The organism is Streptomyces sp. NPDC102406 (assembly GCF_044765725.1).
Taxonomy (GTDB): Bacteria; Actinomycetota; Actinomycetes; order Streptomycetales; family Streptomycetaceae; genus Streptomyces.
This window is the reverse complement of sequence record NZ_JBIWKP010000003.1, coordinates 183,374-202,530: the sequence shown is the minus strand read 5'-3', so window position 1 is coordinate 202,530 and position 19,157 is coordinate 183,374. Positions and strand designations below refer to the sequence as shown.

Sequence of the window (19,157 nt, the reverse complement as noted above, 5' to 3'; positions counted from 1 at the left end):
ATGTGTGGCATCGCAGGCACCTATCGATGGCCGGACGGCAAGATCGTGACCGACCGGCTCACCGACACCCTCGCCCATCGCGGTCCGGACGGCGCGGGCCGCTACAGCCACCCGCTCGGCGACGGTGACGTGCAGCTCGGGCACCGTCGGCTGGCCATCATCGACCTGTCGGAGACCGGCGCCCAGCCGATGGTCTCCGACGGGCTCGCCCTCACGTACAACGGCGAGCTGTACAACGCGCCCGAACTGCGCGCCGAGCTGGAGTCCGCCGGGGTGCGCTTTCGCGGTACCTCGGACAGCGAGGTGCTGCTGGAGGCCTGGCGGCGCTGGGGCACGGACTGTCTGCCGCGGCTGCGCGGCATGTTCGCGTTCGGCGTCTTCGACGAGCGCACCGGTGAACTGGTGCTTGTCCGGGACCAGTTGGGCATCAAGCCGCTGTTCCTGGTCCGGCGCGGGGGCGGCCTGGTGTTCGCCTCCGAGCTCAAGGCGCTCGCCACCGCGACCGGCGGGACCCTGGAGGTGGACCACGCGGCGCTGGTGGCCTCGCTCCTCTACTACTGGGTGCCGGACTCACGCTGCGCCTACCGCGAGGCGGAGAAGCTGCCGCCGGGGAGCTGGCTGCGGTGCCGGCCCGACGGCGCGGTGGAGCGCGGCCGGTTCTGGCATCTGCGGGACGTGGCCGCCGAGGGGCAGGAGCGGGCCCGGGCGGGCGACGTGCCGGACATCGCCGCCGCCGTCGAGGAGTCGACCCGGCGCCATCTGCTCTCCGACGTGCCCGTGGCGACGTTCCTGTCCGGCGGGCTCGACTCCAGCTATCTGACCGCGCTGGCCGCCCGCGACCGGCCCGGGATCTCCGCCTACACGATCGGGTTCCGCGCCGAGGACGCCAAGTTCGAGGCGATGCCGGATGATCTGCGCTATGCCCGGCAGGTGGCCGCGCGGTTCGGGGTCGACCTGCACGAGATCGAGATCGCCCCGAACGTGCTCGACCTGCTGCCGCAGATGACGTACCACCTGGACGAGCCGATCGGTGACCCCGCCGCGATCAACACGTTCCTGATCTGTTCGGCCGCCCGGGAGGCCGGGGTCAAGGTGATGCTGTCGGGGATGGGCGCCGACGAGTTGTTCGCGGGGTACCGCAAGCATCTGGCCAATCTGCTCGCGCTGCGCTACCAGCGCGTGCCGGGGCCCCTGCGGCGCGGTGTGTCCGCGGTCGTGGACCGGCTGCCGGTGGCGTCGGCCCGCCGGGGGTACCGGTCGGTGCGGTTCGCGAAGCGGTTCCTCTCCTTCGCGGACCTGCCGGAGGAGACCGCGTTCCGGCGCAGCTACACCATGTACGACCAGGGCGAACTGCTCGCCCTGATCGACCCGGACCTGGCGGGGACCGTCGACGACGTGCTGACGGAGCACGCGGACATCTACCAGGACAACGAGCTGGACGACTTCGTCAACCGCATGTGCCTGGGCGACTCCCGGATGTTCCTGCCGGGCCTGAACCTCGCCTACACGGACCGCTCCAGCATGGCCGCGTCGACCGAGGTGCGGGTGCCGTACGTGGACGTGGAGGTGGTCAGGGCGGCGTTCGCCGTGCCCGGCGACCGCAAGATCGCGGGGCGGCAGGGCAAGGCCGTCCTCAAGGAGGCGGCCACCTCGATCCTGCCCCGGGAGATCGTGTACCGGCCCAAGGGCCTGTTCAGCGCCCCGCTGCGGGCGTGGATGAGCCGGGACCTGGCCCCGCTGGTGCGCGAGGTGATCAACGACGGGGTGCTGGTCAACTCCGGGTTCCTGCGCCGCGACGCGCTGGCGCGGATGGTCGCCGAGGACGCCGCGGGACAGCGGGACTTCTCCAAGCATCTGTGGCATGTGCTGACGCTCGAGTACTGGTATCGCGGCGCGACCTCCGGCTCCGGCCGGAGCCGGGCGGCTTGACGGCATGGAAACAAGAGGAGCTCGGGTGCGACAGGTTGTGCAGAACTACAAGAGCGGCGAGTTGGCGCTGCTCGACGTCCCGGTGCCGGGATGCAAGCCGGGCGGTGTGCTGGTCCGCACCGCCTACTCGCTGATCTCCACCGGGACCGAGCTCATGAAGGTGTCCGAGGCGGGCATGTCGATGCTCGGCAAGGCCCGCTCCCGCCCGGACCAGGTGGCCAAGGTCATGCAGAGCGTGGCCACCAACGGGGTGCCCGCGACGTACCGCAAGGTGATGGGCAAGCTGGACTCCTACACGCCGCTGGGCTACTCGCTGTGCGGGGTGGTCGAGCAGGTCGGCGCCGGGATCGACGATGTGGCGGTCGGCGACGTCGTGGCCTGCGCGGGCAACGAGCACGCGCTGCACGCCGAGCTGAACTGGGTGCCGAAGAACCTCTACGCCCCGGTGCCCGACGGGCTCGCGCCGCGCCACGCGGCGTTCGGCACCGTCGGTTCGATCGCCATGCAGGGCGTCCGCCGGGGCGAACCCCAGCTCGGCGAGGTGGCGCTGGTCATCGGGCTCGGTCTGATCGGGCAGTTGGTGGCGCAGCTCCTCACCGCCTCGGGGGTGCGGGTCGTCGGGGCCGACCCCGACCCGGCGCGCTGCGAGCTCGCCGAGCGGCTGGGCGCGGCGGCCTGCGGCGATCCCGGCTCGGCGGCCGTGGAGGCGGCCGTCGCCGAACTGACCGGCGGGCACGGCGCGGACCAGGTGTACCTGGCCGCCGGCGGCGGCAGCAACCAGCCCGTCGAGCTGGCCGCCCACCTGGCCAGGGACCGCGGCCGGGTCGTCGACATCGGCAAGTGCCGCCTGGACCTGCCGTGGAACGCGTACTACGAGAAGGAGCTCGACGTCCGCTTCTCGCGCAGTTACGGCCCCGGGCGCTACGACCCGGAGTACGAGCTGGAGGGCCGTGACTACCCGATCGGCTACGTGCGCTGGACCGAGCGCCGCAATCTGGCGTGCTTCCTCGATCTGGTCGCCCGTGGCCGCGTCGACGTGGAGCCGCTGATCTCCCACATCGCCGACTTCGACAACGCCGTGGAGACGTACCAGCGGCTCAAGGACGGCGAACTGAAGGCCGTGGCCGTGCTGTTCGGCTATCCCGGCACCGACCGGCCGGCCGAGGCGCCGACCCCCGAGGTGGCCGTGCCCGCGGTGCGGCGCGGCAGCGCGGCGACCGCCCCGGCCCGGGCCGCCAAGGCGCCGGTGCGGCTGGCGTTCGTCGGCGCGGGCAACTACGCGTCGTCAATGCTGCTGCCGCACCTGGCGCAGCGCGACGGTGTCGAGTTGTCGACCGTCGTCACCACGACGGCGCTGTCCGCGGCCAACGCGCAGCGCAAGTTCGGCTTCGCCGAGGCGACCACCGATCTCGACGCCGTGCTCGGTGACAAGTCCATCGACGCGGTGTTCGTGGTCACCCGGCACAGCTCGCACGCCGACCTGACCCGCAAGGCACTGCTCGCGGGCAAGACGGTGTTCGTGGAGAAGCCCTTGGCGCTCACCGAGGACGAGCTGTCCGGGGTGCTCGCGGCGGTCGAGGAGTCCGGCAACGACCGGCTGCAAGTCGGCTTCAACCGCCGGTTCGCGCCGCTGCTGCACGAGGCCAGGCAGCGGTTCGGCGCCCGGACCGGTCCGGCGAGCCTGCGCTACCTGGTCAACGCGGGCCCGCTGGCGCACGGCAGTTGGTACACGCAGCAGGGCACCGAGGGTTCGCGGTTCGCCGGTGAGGGCGGGCACTTCGTCGACACGGCGAGCTGGCTGCTCGCGGCCGACCCGGTCTCGGTGTACGCGGTCACCACCGCCGGGAACGACGACCTCCAGCTCGTGTTGCGCTACCCGGACGGCTCGACCGCCACCATCAGTTACGTCACCACGGGCGCGACCGGGTTCCCCAAGGAGACGCTGGACCTGGTCGCGGACGGCAAGGTGCTGCGCCTCGACGACTTCGTCCGTGCCTCGGTCTACGGCCGCAAGCGGTGGGTCAGTTCGCGCCTGCCCAAGGCCAGGGACAAGGGCCAGAACGCCGAACTGGCGGCGTTCGTCAGGGCGGTGCGCACCGGTGGGCCGATGCCGATCCCGCTGGAGTCGCTGGTCGCGACCACGGCGGCCACCCTCGCCGTGCGGACCTCGCTGGCCGGCGGGGCGCCGGTGACGTTGGCGAGGACGCGATGAGCATGGGTCCGGGCTGGTACCTGCGCCGCCTGTCCCGGATGGAGCCGCGTGAGGTCGGCGGCCGGGTGGGGGACGCGGTGCGCAGGCGGCGGTGGCGCGCGGCGCCGCCCGACTGCCCGGCCGTGACGGATGCCCGGTTCACCGCGGTGCTGCCCGCCGGGGCGGTCGCCGCGGTGGCGCCGGACGCCGCGAAGCGTCTTGTCGCCGAGGCGGACCGGCTGATGGCCGGGCACGCCGAGTTCTTCGGGGTGGCCCGCGACGACCTGGCCGACCCGGACTGGTGGTACGACCCGAGGACCGGGCGCCGGGCGCCCTCGGGGTACGCCTTCGACGTGCCGTACCGCAGCGAGGACGCGGTCGGGGACATCAAGCAGATCTGGGAGCCGTCCCGGCACCAGTACCTGACCGTGCTCGCCGCCGCCTACGCGGTCACCGGGGACGAGCGGTACGCGGAGCGGGTGGCCGCGCATCTGCGGTCGTGGTGGTCGGCCAACCCGCCGCTGCTCGGCGTGCACTGGATCAGCGGCATCGAGCTGGGCATCCGGCTGCTGTCCTGGGTGTGGGTCCGCCGGCTGCTCGACGGCTGGCCGGGCGCGGCCGACCTGTTCGAGAACGATCCGGTGGCGCGGAACCAGATCTGGCACCATCAGCGCTGGCTGGCCGCCTTCCCCAGCCGGGGCTCGTCGGCGAACAACCACGTCATCGCCGAGACCGCGGGCCAGTTCGCCGCGGCCTGCGCGTTCGACTGGTTCCCGTCCTCGGCGCGCTGGCGGACCGACGCGCTGCGCTCCCTCGACCGGCACCTGCGGAGCAACACCTTCCTGTCGGGGCTCAACCGCGAGCTGGCCACCGAGTACCACGGGCTCGTCCTCGAACTCGGCCTGGCCGCGCTCGCCGAGGCGGACACCGCCGGTGTGCCGGTCCCGGCGACCCTGCGCCTGGTGCTGCTGCGGATGACCGACGCGCTGGCGGCCGTGGTGGACGACCGGCTGCGTCCGCCCCGCCAGGGCGACGCGGACGACGGGCACGGCCTGGTCCTGGACGGCGCGGGCACCGAACGCTGGGCCTCGCTCCTGGCCACCGGACAGGCCGTGTTCGGCCGGCTCGACTGGTGGCCCGAGGCGTCCGGCACCGATGTGCGCACCCCGCTGCTCGCCTCGCTGATCCGCCCGAACGCGAAGGACGGGGCGCCGTCGGGCGTGGCCCGCCCGGCGAGCCGGCCGGGGCACTTCGCCGACGCGGGCATGACCGTCCTGCGCGGCCCCGGCGGGATCTGGTGCCGCTGCGACGGCGGTCCGCACGGCTTCCTGTCGATCGCCGCGCACGCCCACGCGGACGCGCTGTCCGTGGAGGTCCGCCACGACGGGGTCGAGGTGCTCGCCGACCCGGGCACGTACTGCTACCACGGGCAGCCCGAGTGGCGGCGCTACTTCCGCTCGACGCTCGGCCACAACACCCTGGAGCTGGACGGCGAGGACCAGTCGGTCTCCGGCGGCCCCTTCCTGTGGACCCGGCACGCCCGCAGCCGCGTCCTGGCCGCGGGCCCGTGCGACGCCTCCGAGGACGGGGCGGCCCGCTGGAGCGGCGAACACGACGGCTACCAGGGTTCGGTGCACCGCCGCCGGGTGGAACTGGCGGCGGCGAGCCAGGAGTTGCGGGTGGTCGACGAGGTGAGCGGCCCGCGCCGCGACGTGCGACTCGCCTTCCACCTGGGCCCGGCGGTCGCGGCGGACCTGGTGGGCGACCGCGCCCTGCTCACCTGGATCAATGACGGAGAGGGGCGCTCCGCGGTGCTCGACCTGCCCGGGCAGCTCACCTGGCGGGCCCATCGCGGCGAGAGCGAGCCGCCGCTCGGCTGGTACTCCCCCGGCTTCGGGCGCAAGGAGCCCACCACCACGCTGATCGGCACCGGGTCCGTCGACGACGCGGCGGCGTTCACGACCGTACTCACATTCCGGGGTTAGGGGCTACGCGTGGGGATCAAGTGGCGGCACCGGGCGTTGCCGGTGGCACCGGTGGCGCTGGCCCTGCTGGCGGTGGCCGGCTGTGAGAGCGCGCCGGGCGGGGCGCCGGGCCCGGCCGCCGCGTCCTCCGCGTCCGCGTCCGTGGTCACGTCCGAGCGGGCGCGGGTCTGCGCCAGGCCCGCCCCGGGGCCGACGAAGGCACCGGCGGGCGCGGTGACGGTCGACCCCGGGGTCGTCGGTGACCTGGCCGCGAAGACCAAGAGCCACCCGCCGGGCACCACGTTCTGGCTCCGGCCGGGCACGCACCGGCTCGACCCGGACCGCTACGCCCAGGTGATCCCCAAGAAGGGCGACCGCTACGTCGGTGCGCCCGGCGCGGTGCTCGACGGCCGCAAGAAGAACCAGTACGCGTTCGGCGGCGGCGCCCACGACGTCACCATCCGCCATCTGACCGTGCAGCGGTTCGTCGCGCCGCACGACGAGGGTGTGGTCAACCATGACTCGGCCGACGGCTGGGTCATCGAGCACGCGACGATCCAGCACAACTCCGCCGCCGGGCTGATGGCCGGCGCCCGCCAGCAGGTACGCGCCAGTTGCCTGCGCGACAACGGGCAGTACGGCATGAACGCGTACAAGGGCGGGGGCGCTCTGCGCGGTCTGGTCGTCGAGGGCAACGAGATCGTCGGCAACAACACCGGCGACTGGGAGCGGCGGCGGGAGGGCTGCGGCTGCACCGGGGGCATCAAGTTCTGGGCGGTCGACGGCGCCGACGTGCGCGGCAACTGGGTGCACGACAACCGTGGCACCGGGCTGTGGGCCGACACCAACAACAACGACTTCCGCATCGAGAAGAACGTCATCGAGGACAACGACGGCGCCGCCCTGATCTACGAGACCAGCTACAACGCGGTCATCAGGAAGAACACGATCCGGCGGAACAACTGGGTCGAGGGCCGCAAGGCGGCGGACAGCGGCGACGACTTCCCGTTCGCCACCGTCTACCTCTCCGAGTCCGGCGGCGAACCACGGGTTCAGGCCCGTACGAGCAAGATCGAGGTCTACGGCAACGTCCTGGAGGACAACTGGTCCGGGATCACCCTGTGGGAGAACGCCGACCGGTTCTGCAACAGCCCGGCCAACACGTCGTCCGGTGACTGCACGCTGCTGGTGCCGAAGACCGACCGCTGCGCGGAACCGGCGATCGCCGAAGCGCCCCTCTACGCGGACTGCCGCTGGAAGACCCAGCGCGTGGACATCCACGACAACCGCTTCCTGCTGGACAAGGCCGTCCTCAGGTGCACGGAGAAGTGCGACCGCATGGCGCTCCTCGCCAACTACGGCACCTACCCGGACTGGTCGCCGTACCAGGGCGAGAAGGTGGCCGAGGCGGTCACGCACGAGCAGCACAACCGCTGGCACGACAACACCTACGTCGGCCCCTGGAAGTTCGTCGCCAAGGACCCGAGCACGGTGCTCGACGCCGGGCAGTGGCAGGGGGCGCCCTACCAGCAGGACGCGGGCAGCACCTTCCGCACCCGGGGAGGTGGCTGAGATGGGCGGGGACCTGCGCCCCGGCACCGGGGAGCGCCTTGCCCCCACGCCTGCGCCGGTCGGCGTCGTCTGGGGGCTGTTGATCCTCAACACGCTCGGCTCGGCCGGGGCGAAGACGGTCATCCCGCTGCCCCGCTCCCTGATCCAACTGGTCACGATGGGCTCGCTGGTCGTCGCGTTCACCCTGGCGCTCGCGATCAATCTGCGACTGCGCATCCGGCCCAGCGCGTTCGTGCTGCTGCTCACGCTGCTGCTCGTGCCGAGCCTGATCTCCAGCCTCCAACTGGAGTCCGGCCTCGGCGCGCTGTTCCGCTGTACCCGGCTGGCTCTGTTCGTCGCCACGCTGTGGCTGCTGACCCGCTGGTGGGACGGTGGCCTGACCTTCGTCCGGCACCACATCCGGATGTACTTCGCGGTGCTCGGGTCGGTCGCTGCGGGGGCGCTCGTCGCCCCGGGCGCGGCCATGCCCGAGCTGTACGGCGGGCGTCTGGTGGGCGCGCTGTGGCCGCTCACCCCGCCGCAGATCGGGCAGTACGCGGCGGTGATCATCGGGCTCACCGTGCTGCTCCTGCTCGACCACAGGACCGACCGGGTGAGCGCGGCGGTGATCATCGTGCCGTCGCTGATCCTGCTCGCGCTGACCCACACCCGTACGGCCACGCTCGGCATGCTCGCCGGGCTGGCGCTCGCGATCGGCTCGCTGGTGCTGACCAGCGCCGCGGCCCGCCGGTTCTTCACCTGGGCGGTGCTGATCGCCGTGGTGGCCGGGGTCGGGTTCGCCTCCGCGCTGCGGGCGTGGTTCCTGCGCGGGCAGAGTCAGGAGTACCTCACCAGCCTCACCGGCCGGGCCAAGGTCTGGGACGCCCTGCTGGCGGCGCCCCGGTCGGCCGCGGAGCAACTGTTCGGGGTGGGCCTGGGCGACAAGTCCTTCGGCGGGCTGCCGATCGACAACAGTTGGCTGGCCGTCTACCACGAGCAGGGCTGGGTCGGCGTCACGCTGGTGGCCGCGATCATCGTCGTCCTGGGCGGCGTCGCGCTGCTGAGGCCGCCGTCGCTCGCGAGGGCCGGTGCGATCTTCCTGATCAGCTACTGCGCGATCGCCTCGTACACCGAGGCCGGTCTCGGCGACGCCTCGCCGTACCTGCTGCATCTGGGCGTGGCCGCCTCGCTCCTCGCGGCGCCCGCCCCGGCCGCCTCCCTGGCGGCCCCCGTAGTCCCCCGGCGACGTGTCCCCCGCTGGGCCCGCAGGTCGGAGGTGATGTGAGCATGCACGTCCTCGTGGTGCACAACCACTACTCGTCGGGGCAGCCGAGCGGCGAGAACAAGGTCGTCGACCAGGAGGTGGAGCTGCTGCGCGCGGCCGGCCACCGGGTCGGGGTGTTCGAGCGGCGCAGCGACGACATCGCCGGCCGGTCCCTCCTGGGGAAGGCGGCCGTGCCGCTCCTGGTGCCGTGGAACCCGGCGGTCCGCTCGGAGCTGGCCGCGCGGCTGCGCGCCGAGCGGCCGGACGTGGTGCACGTCCACAACGTCTTCCCGCTCCTGTCCCCCGCGGTCCTGGCCGCGTGCGCCGACGCCGGTGTCCCGGCCGTCGCCACGCTGCACAACTACACGCAGGTCTGCCCGCCCGGCACGCTGCAACGGGACGGCCGGCCGTGCACGGAGTGCGTCGGCTCGTCGCCGCTGCCCGCCGTCCGGCACGGTTGCTACCGCGGCTCCCGGCTGGCGACGGTGCCGCTCGCGGTGAGTCTGGCGGCCAACCGGCGGCGCTGGTGGTCGGGCGTGGAGCGGTTCCTGTGCATCTCCTCGGCGCAGCGCGACGTCCTGGTGTCGGCGGGCATGCCTGCCGAACGACTCGCGGTGAAGCACAACTTCGTGCCGGATCCGGAGGTCCGCCGGACGGGCGACGGGGAGCATCTGCTCTATCTCGGGCGGCTCGCGGAGGCCAAGGGCGTACGGCTGCTGATGGCCGCGTGGGACGAGATCGCGGCGGGCGGCGGTGTCGGTGTGCCGCTCGTCATCGCCGGTACGGGGCCGCTGGAGCGGGAGGTCACCGCGTGGGCGGCGGGCCGGGACGACGTGCGCTACGCCGGTCTGTACGACCCGGCGGAGTGCCGCAAGGCCGTCGCGCGGGCCGTCGCCGTGGTGGCTCCCTCGACGTGGCTGGAGGCGTTCGGCCTGGTGGTCGTGGAGGCGATGGCGGCCGGGGTGCCGACCGTCGCCGCAGGGCACGGCGCCTTCGTCGAACTCGTCGAGGACGGGGTCACCGGGCTGCTGCACGCGCCGGGCGACGCGGGTTCGCTCGCGTCCGGCATCCGCCGGATCGCGGCAGGACCGGCCCGCAACCGGGAGATGGGGCAGGCGGCCCGGCACCGTTACGAGCAGGCGTTCAGCCCGGCCGTCGGCCTGGAGCGCCTGCTGGAGGAGTACCGGACCGCCATCGCGGGCCGGTCGGGCGGCGGGGAGAACCCGCCGCCGACAGGGAGGGAAACCATGGGGGGAAACGCATGACACGATGCCGACTCTGCGGCTCGACGGCGCTGGCGAGCGTCGTCGACCTGGGGGCGACCCCGCCGTGCGAGAGTTTTCTCGCGGCGGAGCAACTGGACGAGCCGGAGCCCGCGTACCCGCTGCATCTGCGGGTCTGCACCGACTGCTGGCTCGCGCAGATCCCTCCGCTGATCACGCCGGAGGAGACGTTCAAGGAGTACGCGTACTTCTCGTCGTACTCGACGTCCTGGGTGGAGCACGCGCGCACCTTCGTCGCCGACGCCGCGGCGCGCGTGGGTCTCGGCCCCGACTCCTTCGTGGTCGAGGTCGCGAGCAACGACGGGTACCTGCTGAAGCACGTGGTGGAGCGGGGGGTCCGCTGCCTGGGTGTCGAGCCGTCGGTGAACGTCGGCGCGGTGGCGCGGGAGGCGGGGGTGCCGACGCTCTCGGAGTTCCTGAGCCCCGAGACGGGCGCGGCCGTCCGCGCCGAGCACGGCCCGGCCGACCTGGTCGTGGCCAACAACGTGTACGCGCACATCCCCGATGTCGTCGGGTTCACCCAGGGGCTGCGCGCCCTGGTCGCGGACGACGGCTGGGTCTCCGTCGAGGTGCAGCACCTGCTGACCCTGATCGAGGAGAACCAGTACGACACGATCTACCACGAGCACTTCCAGTACTACACGGTCGCGTCCGCGATCCGGGCGCTCGCGAGCGGTGGACTGGCGCTCGTGGACGTCGAGTTGCTGCCCACGCACGGCGGCTCGATCCGGCTGTGGGCGCGCCCCGCCGAGGTGGCCGGCGAGCCGACGCGGCAGGTGGCCGACGTGCTGGCCAGGGAGAAGGCCGCCGGGCTCCAGGAGCTGTCCGGGTACACGGAGTTCTCCGGCCGGGTCGCCAAGGTCCGCCGGGACCTGCTGCGCTTCCTCGTCGAGGCGGCGGAGCGCGGGGAGACGGTCGTCGGCTACGGCGCCCCCGGCAAGGGCAATACCCTGCTCAACCACTGCGGTGTCCGGCCCGACCTGCTCGCGTACACGGTCGACCGCAACCCCTACAAGCACGGCAGGTTCACGCCGGGGACCCGGATCCCGATTCTGGAGCCCGAGCGGATAGCCGCCGACAAGCCGGACTACGTCCTCGTCCTGCCGTGGAACCTGCGGGCCGAGCTGGTCGAACAGCTCGCCTTCGTCCACGAATGGGGCGGCCGGCTGGTCTTCCCCATCCCGGAACTGAGCATCGTCGAGGACGTCGCGAAAGAGGGCACAGCATGAAGGTCGTACTGTTCTGCGGCGGTTACGGGATGCGGATGCGCAACGGCGCGGCCGACGACGTGCCCAAGCCCATGGCGATGGTCGGCCCCAGGCCGCTGATCTGGCACGTCATGCGCTACTACGCGCACTTCGGGCACACGGAGTTCATCCTGTGCCTCGGTTACGGCGCCCACCACATCAAGAACTTCTTCCTCACCTACGAGGAGACGACGTCCAACGACTTCGTCCTGCGCGGCGGACGGCCCGAGCTGTTGTCCACGGACATCTCGGACTGGACGATCACGTTCGCGCAGACCGGCATCGAGTCACCGATCGGGGAGCGGCTGCGCCGGGTGCGCCACCACCTGGACGGCGACGAGATGTTCCTCGCCAACTACGCCGACGTGCTCACCGACGCCCCGCTGCCGGAGATGATCGAGAAGTTCGCCCGGCGCGACGCCGGCGCGTCGATGATGGTGGTGCCGCCGCAGTCCTCGTTCCACTGCGTGGAGCTGGGCGAGGACAACCTGGTGGGGGGCATCACCGCGGTGAGCGAACTGCCGCTGTGGGAGAACGGCGGGTACTTCGTGCTCCGCCAGGAGGTCTTCGACCACATACCGGAGAACGGGGACCTGGTCGCCGACGGTTGTGGCGGGCTGGCCAAGCAGGGGCGCCTCGTGGCGCATCAGCACCGCGGTTTCTGGAAGCCGACCGACACCGTCAAGGAGCGGGCCGCGCTCGACGACGCCTACTCGCGGGGCGAGCGCCCGTGGGCCGTGTGGGAGCGGGGCCGCGCCGGGGTGGGCGCGTGATCCGGCTCGGCGCCGGCCGGCGTCTGGACCGGATCGTGGCGCTGGGCGCGCACTGCGACGACATCGCCATCGGCGCCGGTGGCACACTGCTGACGCTGTGTCAGGCGCGGCCGGGGCTCCGCGTCGACGCGCTGGTGCTCTCCGGCGGCGGCAGCGAGCGGGAGCAGGAGGAACAGGCCGCGCTGACCGCCTTCTGCCCCGGCGCCGATCTGCGCCTGACCGTGCTCAAGCTGCCGGACGGGCGGATGCCCGTGCACTGGGACGAGGCCAAGGCGGCGGTGGAGGAGCTGCGCGGGCGGACCGAGCCGGACCTGGTCCTCGCCCCGCGCACCGACGACGCGCACCAGGACCACCGGGAACTCGCGCGCCTGGTGCCCACCGCGTTCCGCGACCATCTCGTGCTGGGCTACGAGATCGTCAAGTGGGACGGCGATCTCGGCCGTATGGCGGCGTACCAGCCGCTGGCGCCGGAGACCGCCGAACAGAAGGTGCGGCTGTTGCAGGAGCACTACCCCTCGCAGCGGCACCGGCCCTGGTACGACCGGGAGGCGTTCCTCGGGCTCGCCCGCATCCGCGGTATCGAATGCCACGCGCGGTACGCCGAGGCGTTCGCCGTCACCAAACTCACTCTCGACCTGGGGGAATGAACCTTGCGCGTACTGCTGACCGGACACCAGGGCTACCTCGGCACCGTGATGGCCCCGGTCCTCGCCGCCGCCGGGCACGAGGTCGTCGGTCTTGATTCGGGCCTGTTCGCCGACTGCGTGCTCGGCGACCCGCCCGCCGACCCCCCGGGACACCGGGTGGACCTGCGGGACGTCACGGCCGAACACGTGGCGGGGGTGGACGCCGTGATCCACCTGGCCGCGCTCTCCAACGACCCGCTGGGGTCGCTGGCACCCGAGCTCACCTACGACATCAACCACCACGCGTCGGTGCGCCTCGCCCGGCTGGCCCGCGAGGCCGGGGTGCGGCGCTTCCTGTACGCGTCGACCTGCTCGGTCTACGGTGCCGCCGGCGGCTCCGAGCTGGTCGGGGAGGACGCCCCGCTGCGCCCGGTGACGCCCTACGCGGAGTCCAAGGTGCGGGTCGAGGACGACCTGCACGCGCTGGCCGACGACGACTTCACCCCGGTGTTCATGCGCAACGCCACCGCCTTCGGCTACTCGCCGCGGCTGCGCGCCGACATCGTGCTGAACAACCTGGTGGGCCACGCGCTCCTCTCCGGCGAGGTGCTCGTCCTGTCCGACGGCACCCCCTGGCGCCCGCTGGTGCACGCCGCCGACATCGCGCGGGCCTTCACGGCCGCGCTGACCGCGCCCCGCGAGGCGGTGCACGACCGGGCGTTCAACATCGGCAGCGAGGTCAACAACGTCACCGTCGCCGAGATCGCCGAGCAGGTCGCCGAGGCGGTGTCCGGCTCGCAGGTGAGGATCACCGGGGAGGCCGGTGCCGACCCGCGCTCCTACCGGGTGGACTTCGCCCGGTTCCGCGCCGCGATCCCCGGCTTCGACTGCGAGTGGACGGTGAAGCGGGGCGCGCTCGAACTCGTCGACGCCTACCGGAAGTTCGGGCTCACCAAGGAGAGCTTCGAGCAGCGCTTCACCCGCCTCGCGGTGCTGCGCGCGGCGACCGACGCCGGCACCGTCGACGACACCCTGCGGTGGCGCCGATGACCACGGTGGGCGAGGAGATGCACGCGCTGGTGGAGCGGTTGTACCCGCTGTGCCGGAGCATCACGGGCGACGGGGTGCGGGCCACCCTGGACATCGTCGGCGAGTACCTTCCGCTCCAGGTGCACGAGGTGCCGACGGGCACGCAGGTGCTCGACTGGACCGTGCCGCAGGAGTGGAACATCCGGGACGCCTACGTCGCCGACGCCTCGGGCCGGCGGGTCGTCGACTTCGCCGCGTCCAGCCTGCACGTGCTCGGCTACAGCGTGCCGGTGTCGGCGACCATGCCGCTCGACGAGCTGCGCCCGCACCTGCACACCCTGCCGGACCATCCGTCCTGGGTGCCGTACCGCACCAGCTACTACACCCCGGAGTGGGGCTTCTGCCTGGCGCAGGAGACGCTGGACGCGCTGCCGGACGGGGAGTACGAGGTGCGGATCGACTCCACCCTCGCCGACGGCCACCTCACCTACGCCGAGCACGTCGTCCCCGGACAGGTGCCCGACGAGGTGATCGTCTCCTGCCACGTCTGCCACCCGTCGCTGGCCAACGACAACCTGGCCGGCATCGCGGTGGCGACGTACCTGGCCAAGGCGCTGGCCCAGCGGACGCCCTGGTACACCTACCGGTTCATCTTCGCGCCCGGCACTGTCGGGGCGATCACCTGGCTGGCCCGCAACATCGAGCGGATCGAGCGGGTGCGGCACGGCCTCGTGCTGGCCTGCGCCGGTGACCGGGGGCAGTTGACGTACAAGCAGAGCCGGCGCGGGGACGCGGAGATCGACCGGGTGCTGCGGCACGTCCTGGAGACCTCCGAACGCCCGCACCGGATCACCGAGTTCACCCCGTACGGCTACGACGAGCGCCAGTACTGCTCGCCCGGGTTCGACCTCGGGGTGGGCTCGCTCAGCCGGACCCCGTACGCCGCCTATCCCGAGTACCACACCTCGGCGGACAACCCGGACTTCGTCTCCCCCGAGGCGATGGCGGACACCCTCGGCGTCTGCCGCGAGGCGTTCGCCGTCCTCGACCGAAACCGCCGCTACCTCAACCTCAGCCCCTACGGCGAACCGCAGCTCGGCAGACGGGGGTTGTACGACTCGCTGGGTGGCCGCAGCGACGCCAAGCAGGCCCAGATGGCCATGCTCTGGGTGCTCAGCCTCTCCGACGGCGAGCACAGTCTGCTCGACGTCACCGAGCGGTCCGGGCTGCCGTTCGAGGCCGTCGCCGCCGCGGCCGACGCCCTGCAAGGCGCCGGGCTGATCAAGGCATGACGCCGGTGACCGCCGAGGGGGAGAAGACGCGACCGGCCGGGTCCTCCGCCAAGCGGGCCCTGGTCGGCCGGCTGTCGTGGGGCCTGGCCGACCAGGCGGCCTCCAGCGTGAGCAACTTCGTGGTGGGCGTCTACGTGGCCCGCTCCCTCGGGGTGAGCGCGTTCGGCGTGTTCAGCCTGGCCTGGGTGACCTACGGCGTGGTGCTCAACGTCTCCCGCGGCCTCGCCACCGATCCGCTCGTCGTGCGCTTCAGCGGCGTACCGGAGGCGTCCTGGCGCGGCGCGGTGGCCCGGTCGGCCGGGACCGCGCTCGGCATCGGGACGGCCATCGGCGCACTCTGCCTGGTGGCCGGGCTCGCCCTCGGCGGGCAGGTGGGGCCCGCGTTCGCCTGCCTCGGCGTCATGCTGCCGGGGCTGTTGTTGCAGGACGCCTGGCGGTTCTCGTTCTTCGCCGCGGGGATCGGGCGGAAGGCGTTCCTCAACGATGTCGTGTGGGGCGTCGCGCTCGTCCCGGCCATGGTCGTGGCGGCCCGCGCGGGCACCGTGGCCGCCTTCGTGCTGGCCTGGGGTGCCTCCGCCACGGTCGCGGCCGGGTACGGCTACCTCCAGTCCGGCATCCTGCCCCGGCCGGAGCGGGCCCGCGCCTGGCTTCGCGAGCAGCGCGATCTCGGCTACCGGTACCTGGTCGAGAACGTCGCCCTCAGCGGCGCGAGCCAGCTCAGGGCGTACGGCCTCGGCGCGATCGTCGGCGTCGGCGCGGTCGGCGCGGTCCGGGGCGCCGAGCTCCTGCTCGGCCCGTTCCTCGCCGTGCTGATGGGGCTCTCCCTCGTCACCGTCCCGGAGGCGGCGCGGGTGCTGCGGCAGGCCCCGCACCGCCTCGCCAAGTTCTGTCTCGTGCTCGGCGGCGGGCAGGCCACCGCCGCGCTCCTGTGGGGCGGGGCGCTGCTGCTCATGCCGGACCGTTTCGGCGCGTTCGTGCTCGGCGACGTCTGGCACTCGTCCTCCCAGCTCATCCTGCCGGTCACCCTCGGCGTCGCGGGGGCCGGCCTCGGCACCGGCGCCGCGGCCGGGCTGCGCGCGCTCGGCGCGGCCCGGCACAGCCTGCGCTCCCAGCTCTTCGCCTCCGCCTGCTACGTCGGCGGCGGGCTCGGCGGGGCGGCCGTCGCCGGCACGGTCGGCTCGGCCTGGGGCGTCGCCGCCGCGACCGTCGGCGGCTCGGCCGTGTGGTGGCTGAACCTGCGGTCCGCCCTGCGCGAGCGCCCACACCAGACACTCCCCGAAGTGAGGACCACATGACCGCCCACCCCAGGCTGAGCATCGGCCTGCCCGTCCACAACGGCGAGGAGTACCTGGCCGAGTCGTTCGACGCCCTGCTCGGCCAGACCTACGAGGACTTCGAGCTGGTCGTCTCCGACAACGCCTCGACCGACGGGACCGAGGAGATCTGCCGCGCCTACGCCGCGCGGGACCCGCGGATCCGGTACATCCGGCTGAGCCGGAACATCGGCGCCGCGCCGAACCACAACTACGTGTTCACCCAGTGCCACGGCGCACTCTTCAAGTGGGCCTCGCACGACGACCTGTACGCCCGGGACCTGCTCCGGCGCTGCGTGGAGGCGCTGGACGAGATGCCGCAGGTGGTCCTCGCCCACGCCGACCAGGCGGTCATCGACGAGGACGGAAAGGTGAAGGTCCCCTACGCGTACACGCTCGCCACCGACTCGCCGCGCGCCCCCGAACGCTTCCGCAGCATGCTGTTCGAGCCGGGCGGCGACGACTTCTACGGCGTCATCAGGGCCGACGTGCTGCGCCGTGTGAAGCCGCACGACAGCTACCACCACGCGGACCGCACGTTCGTCGCCGAGATCGCCCTGCACGGGCCCTTCCACCAGGTGCCGGAGCTGCTGTACTTCCGTCGCGACCACCCCACCCGCGCCGAGCGCGCCAACCCGTCCAAGCGCTCCCGCTGCGTCAATCTGGACCCGCGCCGGGCCGGCCCGCTGCACCCGACGCCCCGGCTGCTCGCCGAGTACGTGTGGGGGTTCGCCTCGGCGATCCAGCGGGCACCGCTGTCCGCGGCCGACCGGCGTGCCTGCCACCGCCATCTGGCCGCGTGGCTGACCAGCCGGGTGCGGCCGGGCGCGGGCGAGCGGGTCGAGGACCGGGCGCCGGTCGACCCGGCCGAGTTCGACGTCTCCGTCGACGCCCTTGTCGCGGGCCGCGAGGGGCGGGCATGAGGACCGCTCCCCGCGTCGGCGTGTTCGGCCTGCTCGGCTCCGGCAACCTCGGCAACGACGGGTCGCTGGAGGCGGTGCTCGACTACCTGCGCGCCGCACACCCGGACGCGGCCGTGGACGCGCTGTGCGGCGGCCCCGAGGCGGTCAGCGCCCGCTACGGGATCCCCGCGACGCGGCTGCACTGGTACCGCGGGGAGTACCGGACCGCGTCGCGGGCCGGCGCGATCGCCGGGAAGGGGCTCGGCAAGCTCCTCGACGTGTTCCGCACCGCCGCCTGGGTGCGTCGCCACGACGCGGTGATCGTGCCGGGCATGGGCGTCCTGGAGGCCACCCTGCCGCTGCGGCCGTGGGGCTTCCCGTACTCGCTGTTCCTGCTCTGCGCGAGCGGGCGGCTGCTGCGCACCCCGGTCGCGCTGGTCAGCGTCGGCGCCGCCGCGATCCGTGACCGGCCGACCCGGGCCCTGGTGCGCCGCTCGGCGCGGCTCGCCGCGTACCGCTCGTACCGGGACGCCGCGTCGCGCGACGCGATGCGGGCGATGGGCGTGGACACCGCGCGCGACGAGGTCTACCCGGACCTCGCGTTCGCCCTGCCGACGCCGCGGCCGGACGGGCCCGCGGGTCCGCCGGGCCGGGTCTGCGTCGGCGTCATGGACTTCCACGGCTCCAACGACGACCGCGCCCGGGCCGGGGAGATCTATCAGCGCTACCTCGACGGGACGATCCGGTTCGTCCGGACCCTGGTCCAGGAGGGCAGGCCGGTGCGGCTGCTCACCGGCGACGCGTGCGACGCGCCGGTGGTCGGGGCGATCCTCGACGCGGTGAACTCGCCGCTGGTCACCGCCGCCGAGGCCGCCTCACTGACCGACCTGATGAAGGAGATGGCCGCCGCCGACAGCGCGGTGGCGGTCAGGTACCACAACCTGGTCTGCGCGCTGAAGGCCGGCACCCCGGTGCTCGCCGTCAGCTATGCGGCCAAGAGCGACGCTCTCATGGCCCGGATGGGCCTCGGCGCGTACTGCCACCCGGCGCGCGAGATCGACGCCGACCGGCTCCTGGAGCAGTTCCGGACGCTGGAGAAGCGGTCGGCCGAGCTGCGGCAGACCCTCACCGAGGCGAACCGGGACGCCGCCCGGGACCTGGAGCGCCAGTTCACCGCCCTGTCGGCGGCGCTGTTCCCGACGAGCGCCACCACCCACGCCCACGCACCGCGGGAGAACCGATGAAAGCCACCGAAGTCCCGGAGATCGCCGGGGCGTACCTGTTCGAACCGACGCCCCACTCCGACGAGCGCGGCTTCTTCAGCCGCACCTTCGACGCCGACGTGATCCTCTCGGTGGGCCTCGACCCGTGCGCCTTCGTCCAGGACAGCGTCTCCCGCTCCGCGAAAGGGGTGGTGCGCGGGCTGCACCTGCGCTCCGGAGCGGGCGAGGCGAAGCTGGTGCGCTGCTCGTACGGGCGGATCTTCGACGTCGTCGTGGACCTGCGGCCGGACTCGCCGACCTACCTGGGCCGGGGCTACTTCGACCTGTCCGACCGGACGCAGGCGACCCTCTACATCCCGGCGGGCTGCGCGCACGGCTTCCAGGCGCTGACCGAGACCGCCGACACCTCTTACCGGATCGACCGCCCGCACGATCCGGCCGAGGACGTGACGATCGCCTTCGACGACCCGGAGCTGGCCGTCCCCTGGCCGCTGCCCGCCGTGTCGGTGTCCCAGCGGGACCGGGAGGCGCCGAGCCTCGCCGAGGTCCTGAAGCAGGAAGAGAGCTGAC

The 19,157-nt window shown here is 72.9% G+C and carries 15 protein-coding genes; all 15 read left to right on the top strand.

From position 1 onward, the window contains the following. Genes asnB through ACIRF8_RS14465 form a run of 15 tightly spaced genes read left to right on the top strand, consistent with a single transcriptional unit; the run spans position 1 to position 19,156 of the window. Positions 1–1,929, top strand: coding sequence for an asparagine synthase (glutamine-hydrolyzing) (gene asnB, locus ACIRF8_RS14535; protein WP_404214602.1), 1,929 nt, complete (start codon positions 1–3; stop codon positions 1,927–1,929). 25 nt (positions 1,930–1,954) lie between these two features. Continuing rightward, positions 1,955–4,141, top strand: a complete 2,187-nt coding sequence (locus ACIRF8_RS14530) for a bi-domain-containing oxidoreductase (RefSeq protein ID WP_404214600.1) — start codon at positions 1,955–1,957, stop codon at positions 4,139–4,141. Next, positions 4,138–6,105, top strand: a complete 1,968-nt coding sequence (locus ACIRF8_RS14525) for an alginate lyase family protein (RefSeq protein ID WP_404214598.1) — start codon at positions 4,138–4,140, stop codon at positions 6,103–6,105. Before ACIRF8_RS14530 ends, ACIRF8_RS14525 begins: the two co-directional genes overlap by 4 nt. A gap of 9 nt (positions 6,106–6,114) precedes the next feature. Next, positions 6,115–7,656: a right-handed parallel beta-helix repeat-containing protein gene (locus ACIRF8_RS14520; RefSeq protein WP_404214596.1), complete on the top strand. Its 1,542-nt coding sequence runs from the start codon at positions 6,115–6,117 to the stop codon at positions 7,654–7,656. 1 nt (position 7,657) lies between these two features. Then, positions 7,658–8,920 carry an O-antigen ligase domain-containing protein gene (locus ACIRF8_RS14515; RefSeq protein ID WP_404214594.1) on the top strand — a complete coding sequence of 421 codons (1,263 nt, stop codon included), beginning with the start codon at positions 7,658–7,660 and terminating at the stop codon, positions 8,918–8,920. A gap of 2 nt (positions 8,921–8,922) precedes the next feature. Continuing rightward, positions 8,923–10,164, top strand: coding sequence for a glycosyltransferase (locus ACIRF8_RS14510; RefSeq protein WP_404214593.1), 1,242 nt, complete (start codon positions 8,923–8,925; stop codon positions 10,162–10,164). Further along, on the top strand, positions 10,161–11,411 hold the full coding sequence (locus tag ACIRF8_RS14505; protein WP_404214591.1) for a class I SAM-dependent methyltransferase: 1,251 nt from the start codon (positions 10,161–10,163) through the stop codon (positions 11,409–11,411). Before ACIRF8_RS14510 ends, ACIRF8_RS14505 begins: the two co-directional genes overlap by 4 nt. Beyond that, positions 11,408–12,202 (top strand): glucose-1-phosphate cytidylyltransferase, encoded by a 795-nt coding sequence (locus ACIRF8_RS14500; RefSeq protein ID WP_404214589.1) that lies wholly within the window; start codon positions 11,408–11,410, stop codon positions 12,200–12,202. Before ACIRF8_RS14505 ends, ACIRF8_RS14500 begins: the two co-directional genes overlap by 4 nt. After that, complete coding sequence (locus ACIRF8_RS14495) at positions 12,199–12,849, top strand: PIG-L deacetylase family protein (protein ID WP_404214587.1); 651 nt, start codon at positions 12,199–12,201, stop codon at positions 12,847–12,849. The genes ACIRF8_RS14500 and ACIRF8_RS14495 overlap by 4 nt, the downstream gene beginning before the upstream one ends. A gap of 3 nt (positions 12,850–12,852) precedes the next feature. Beyond that, positions 12,853–13,878, top strand: a complete 1,026-nt coding sequence (locus ACIRF8_RS14490; RefSeq protein WP_404214585.1) for an NAD-dependent epimerase/dehydratase family protein — start codon at positions 12,853–12,855, stop codon at positions 13,876–13,878. Further along, positions 13,875–15,149 carry a DUF4910 domain-containing protein gene (locus ACIRF8_RS14485; protein WP_404214584.1) on the top strand — a complete coding sequence of 425 codons (1,275 nt, stop codon included), beginning with the start codon at positions 13,875–13,877 and terminating at the stop codon, positions 15,147–15,149. The genes ACIRF8_RS14490 and ACIRF8_RS14485 overlap by 4 nt, the downstream gene beginning before the upstream one ends. Next, positions 15,146–16,444, top strand: a complete 1,299-nt coding sequence (locus tag ACIRF8_RS14480) for a hypothetical protein (protein ID WP_404214582.1) — start codon at positions 15,146–15,148, stop codon at positions 16,442–16,444. The genes ACIRF8_RS14485 and ACIRF8_RS14480 overlap by 4 nt, the downstream gene beginning before the upstream one ends. Continuing rightward, positions 16,441–17,385, top strand: a complete 945-nt coding sequence (locus tag ACIRF8_RS14475) for a glycosyltransferase family 2 protein (RefSeq protein WP_404214580.1) — start codon at positions 16,441–16,443, stop codon at positions 17,383–17,385. Before ACIRF8_RS14480 ends, ACIRF8_RS14475 begins: the two co-directional genes overlap by 4 nt. Then, on the top strand, positions 17,382–18,608 hold the full coding sequence (locus ACIRF8_RS14470; RefSeq protein WP_404214578.1) for a polysaccharide pyruvyl transferase family protein: 1,227 nt from the start codon (positions 17,382–17,384) through the stop codon (positions 18,606–18,608). Before ACIRF8_RS14475 ends, ACIRF8_RS14470 begins: the two co-directional genes overlap by 4 nt. Then, positions 18,605–19,156 carry a dTDP-4-dehydrorhamnose 3,5-epimerase family protein gene (locus ACIRF8_RS14465; protein WP_404214576.1) on the top strand — a complete coding sequence of 184 codons (552 nt, stop codon included), beginning with the start codon at positions 18,605–18,607 and terminating at the stop codon, positions 19,154–19,156. The genes ACIRF8_RS14470 and ACIRF8_RS14465 overlap by 4 nt, the downstream gene beginning before the upstream one ends. Position 19,157 lies beyond the last annotated feature (1 nt).

Bases quoted from the DNA above. Each gene is read 5' to 3' on its own strand.
- asnB (WP_404214602.1), top strand. From the start codon at position 1: ATGTGTGGCATCGCAGGCACCTATCGATGGCCGGACGGCAAGATCGTG.
- ACIRF8_RS14525 (WP_404214598.1), top strand. From the start codon at position 4,138: ATGAGCATGGGTCCGGGCTGGTACCTGCGCCGCCTGTCCCGGATGGAG.
- ACIRF8_RS14515 (WP_404214594.1), top strand. From the start codon at position 7,658: ATGGGCGGGGACCTGCGCCCCGGCACCGGGGAGCGCCTTGCCCCCACG.
- ACIRF8_RS14510 (WP_404214593.1), top strand. From the start codon at position 8,923: ATGCACGTCCTCGTGGTGCACAACCACTACTCGTCGGGGCAGCCGAGC.
- ACIRF8_RS14505 (WP_404214591.1), top strand. From the start codon at position 10,161: ATGACACGATGCCGACTCTGCGGCTCGACGGCGCTGGCGAGCGTCGTC.
- ACIRF8_RS14500 (WP_404214589.1), top strand. From the start codon at position 11,408: ATGAAGGTCGTACTGTTCTGCGGCGGTTACGGGATGCGGATGCGCAAC.
- ACIRF8_RS14485 (WP_404214584.1), top strand. From the start codon at position 13,875: ATGACCACGGTGGGCGAGGAGATGCACGCGCTGGTGGAGCGGTTGTAC.
- ACIRF8_RS14480 (WP_404214582.1), top strand. From the start codon at position 15,146: ATGACGCCGGTGACCGCCGAGGGGGAGAAGACGCGACCGGCCGGGTCC.
- ACIRF8_RS14475 (WP_404214580.1), top strand. From the start codon at position 16,441: ATGACCGCCCACCCCAGGCTGAGCATCGGCCTGCCCGTCCACAACGGC.
- ACIRF8_RS14470 (WP_404214578.1), top strand. From the start codon at position 17,382: ATGAGGACCGCTCCCCGCGTCGGCGTGTTCGGCCTGCTCGGCTCCGGC.
- ACIRF8_RS14465 (WP_404214576.1), top strand. From the start codon at position 18,605: ATGAAAGCCACCGAAGTCCCGGAGATCGCCGGGGCGTACCTGTTCGAA.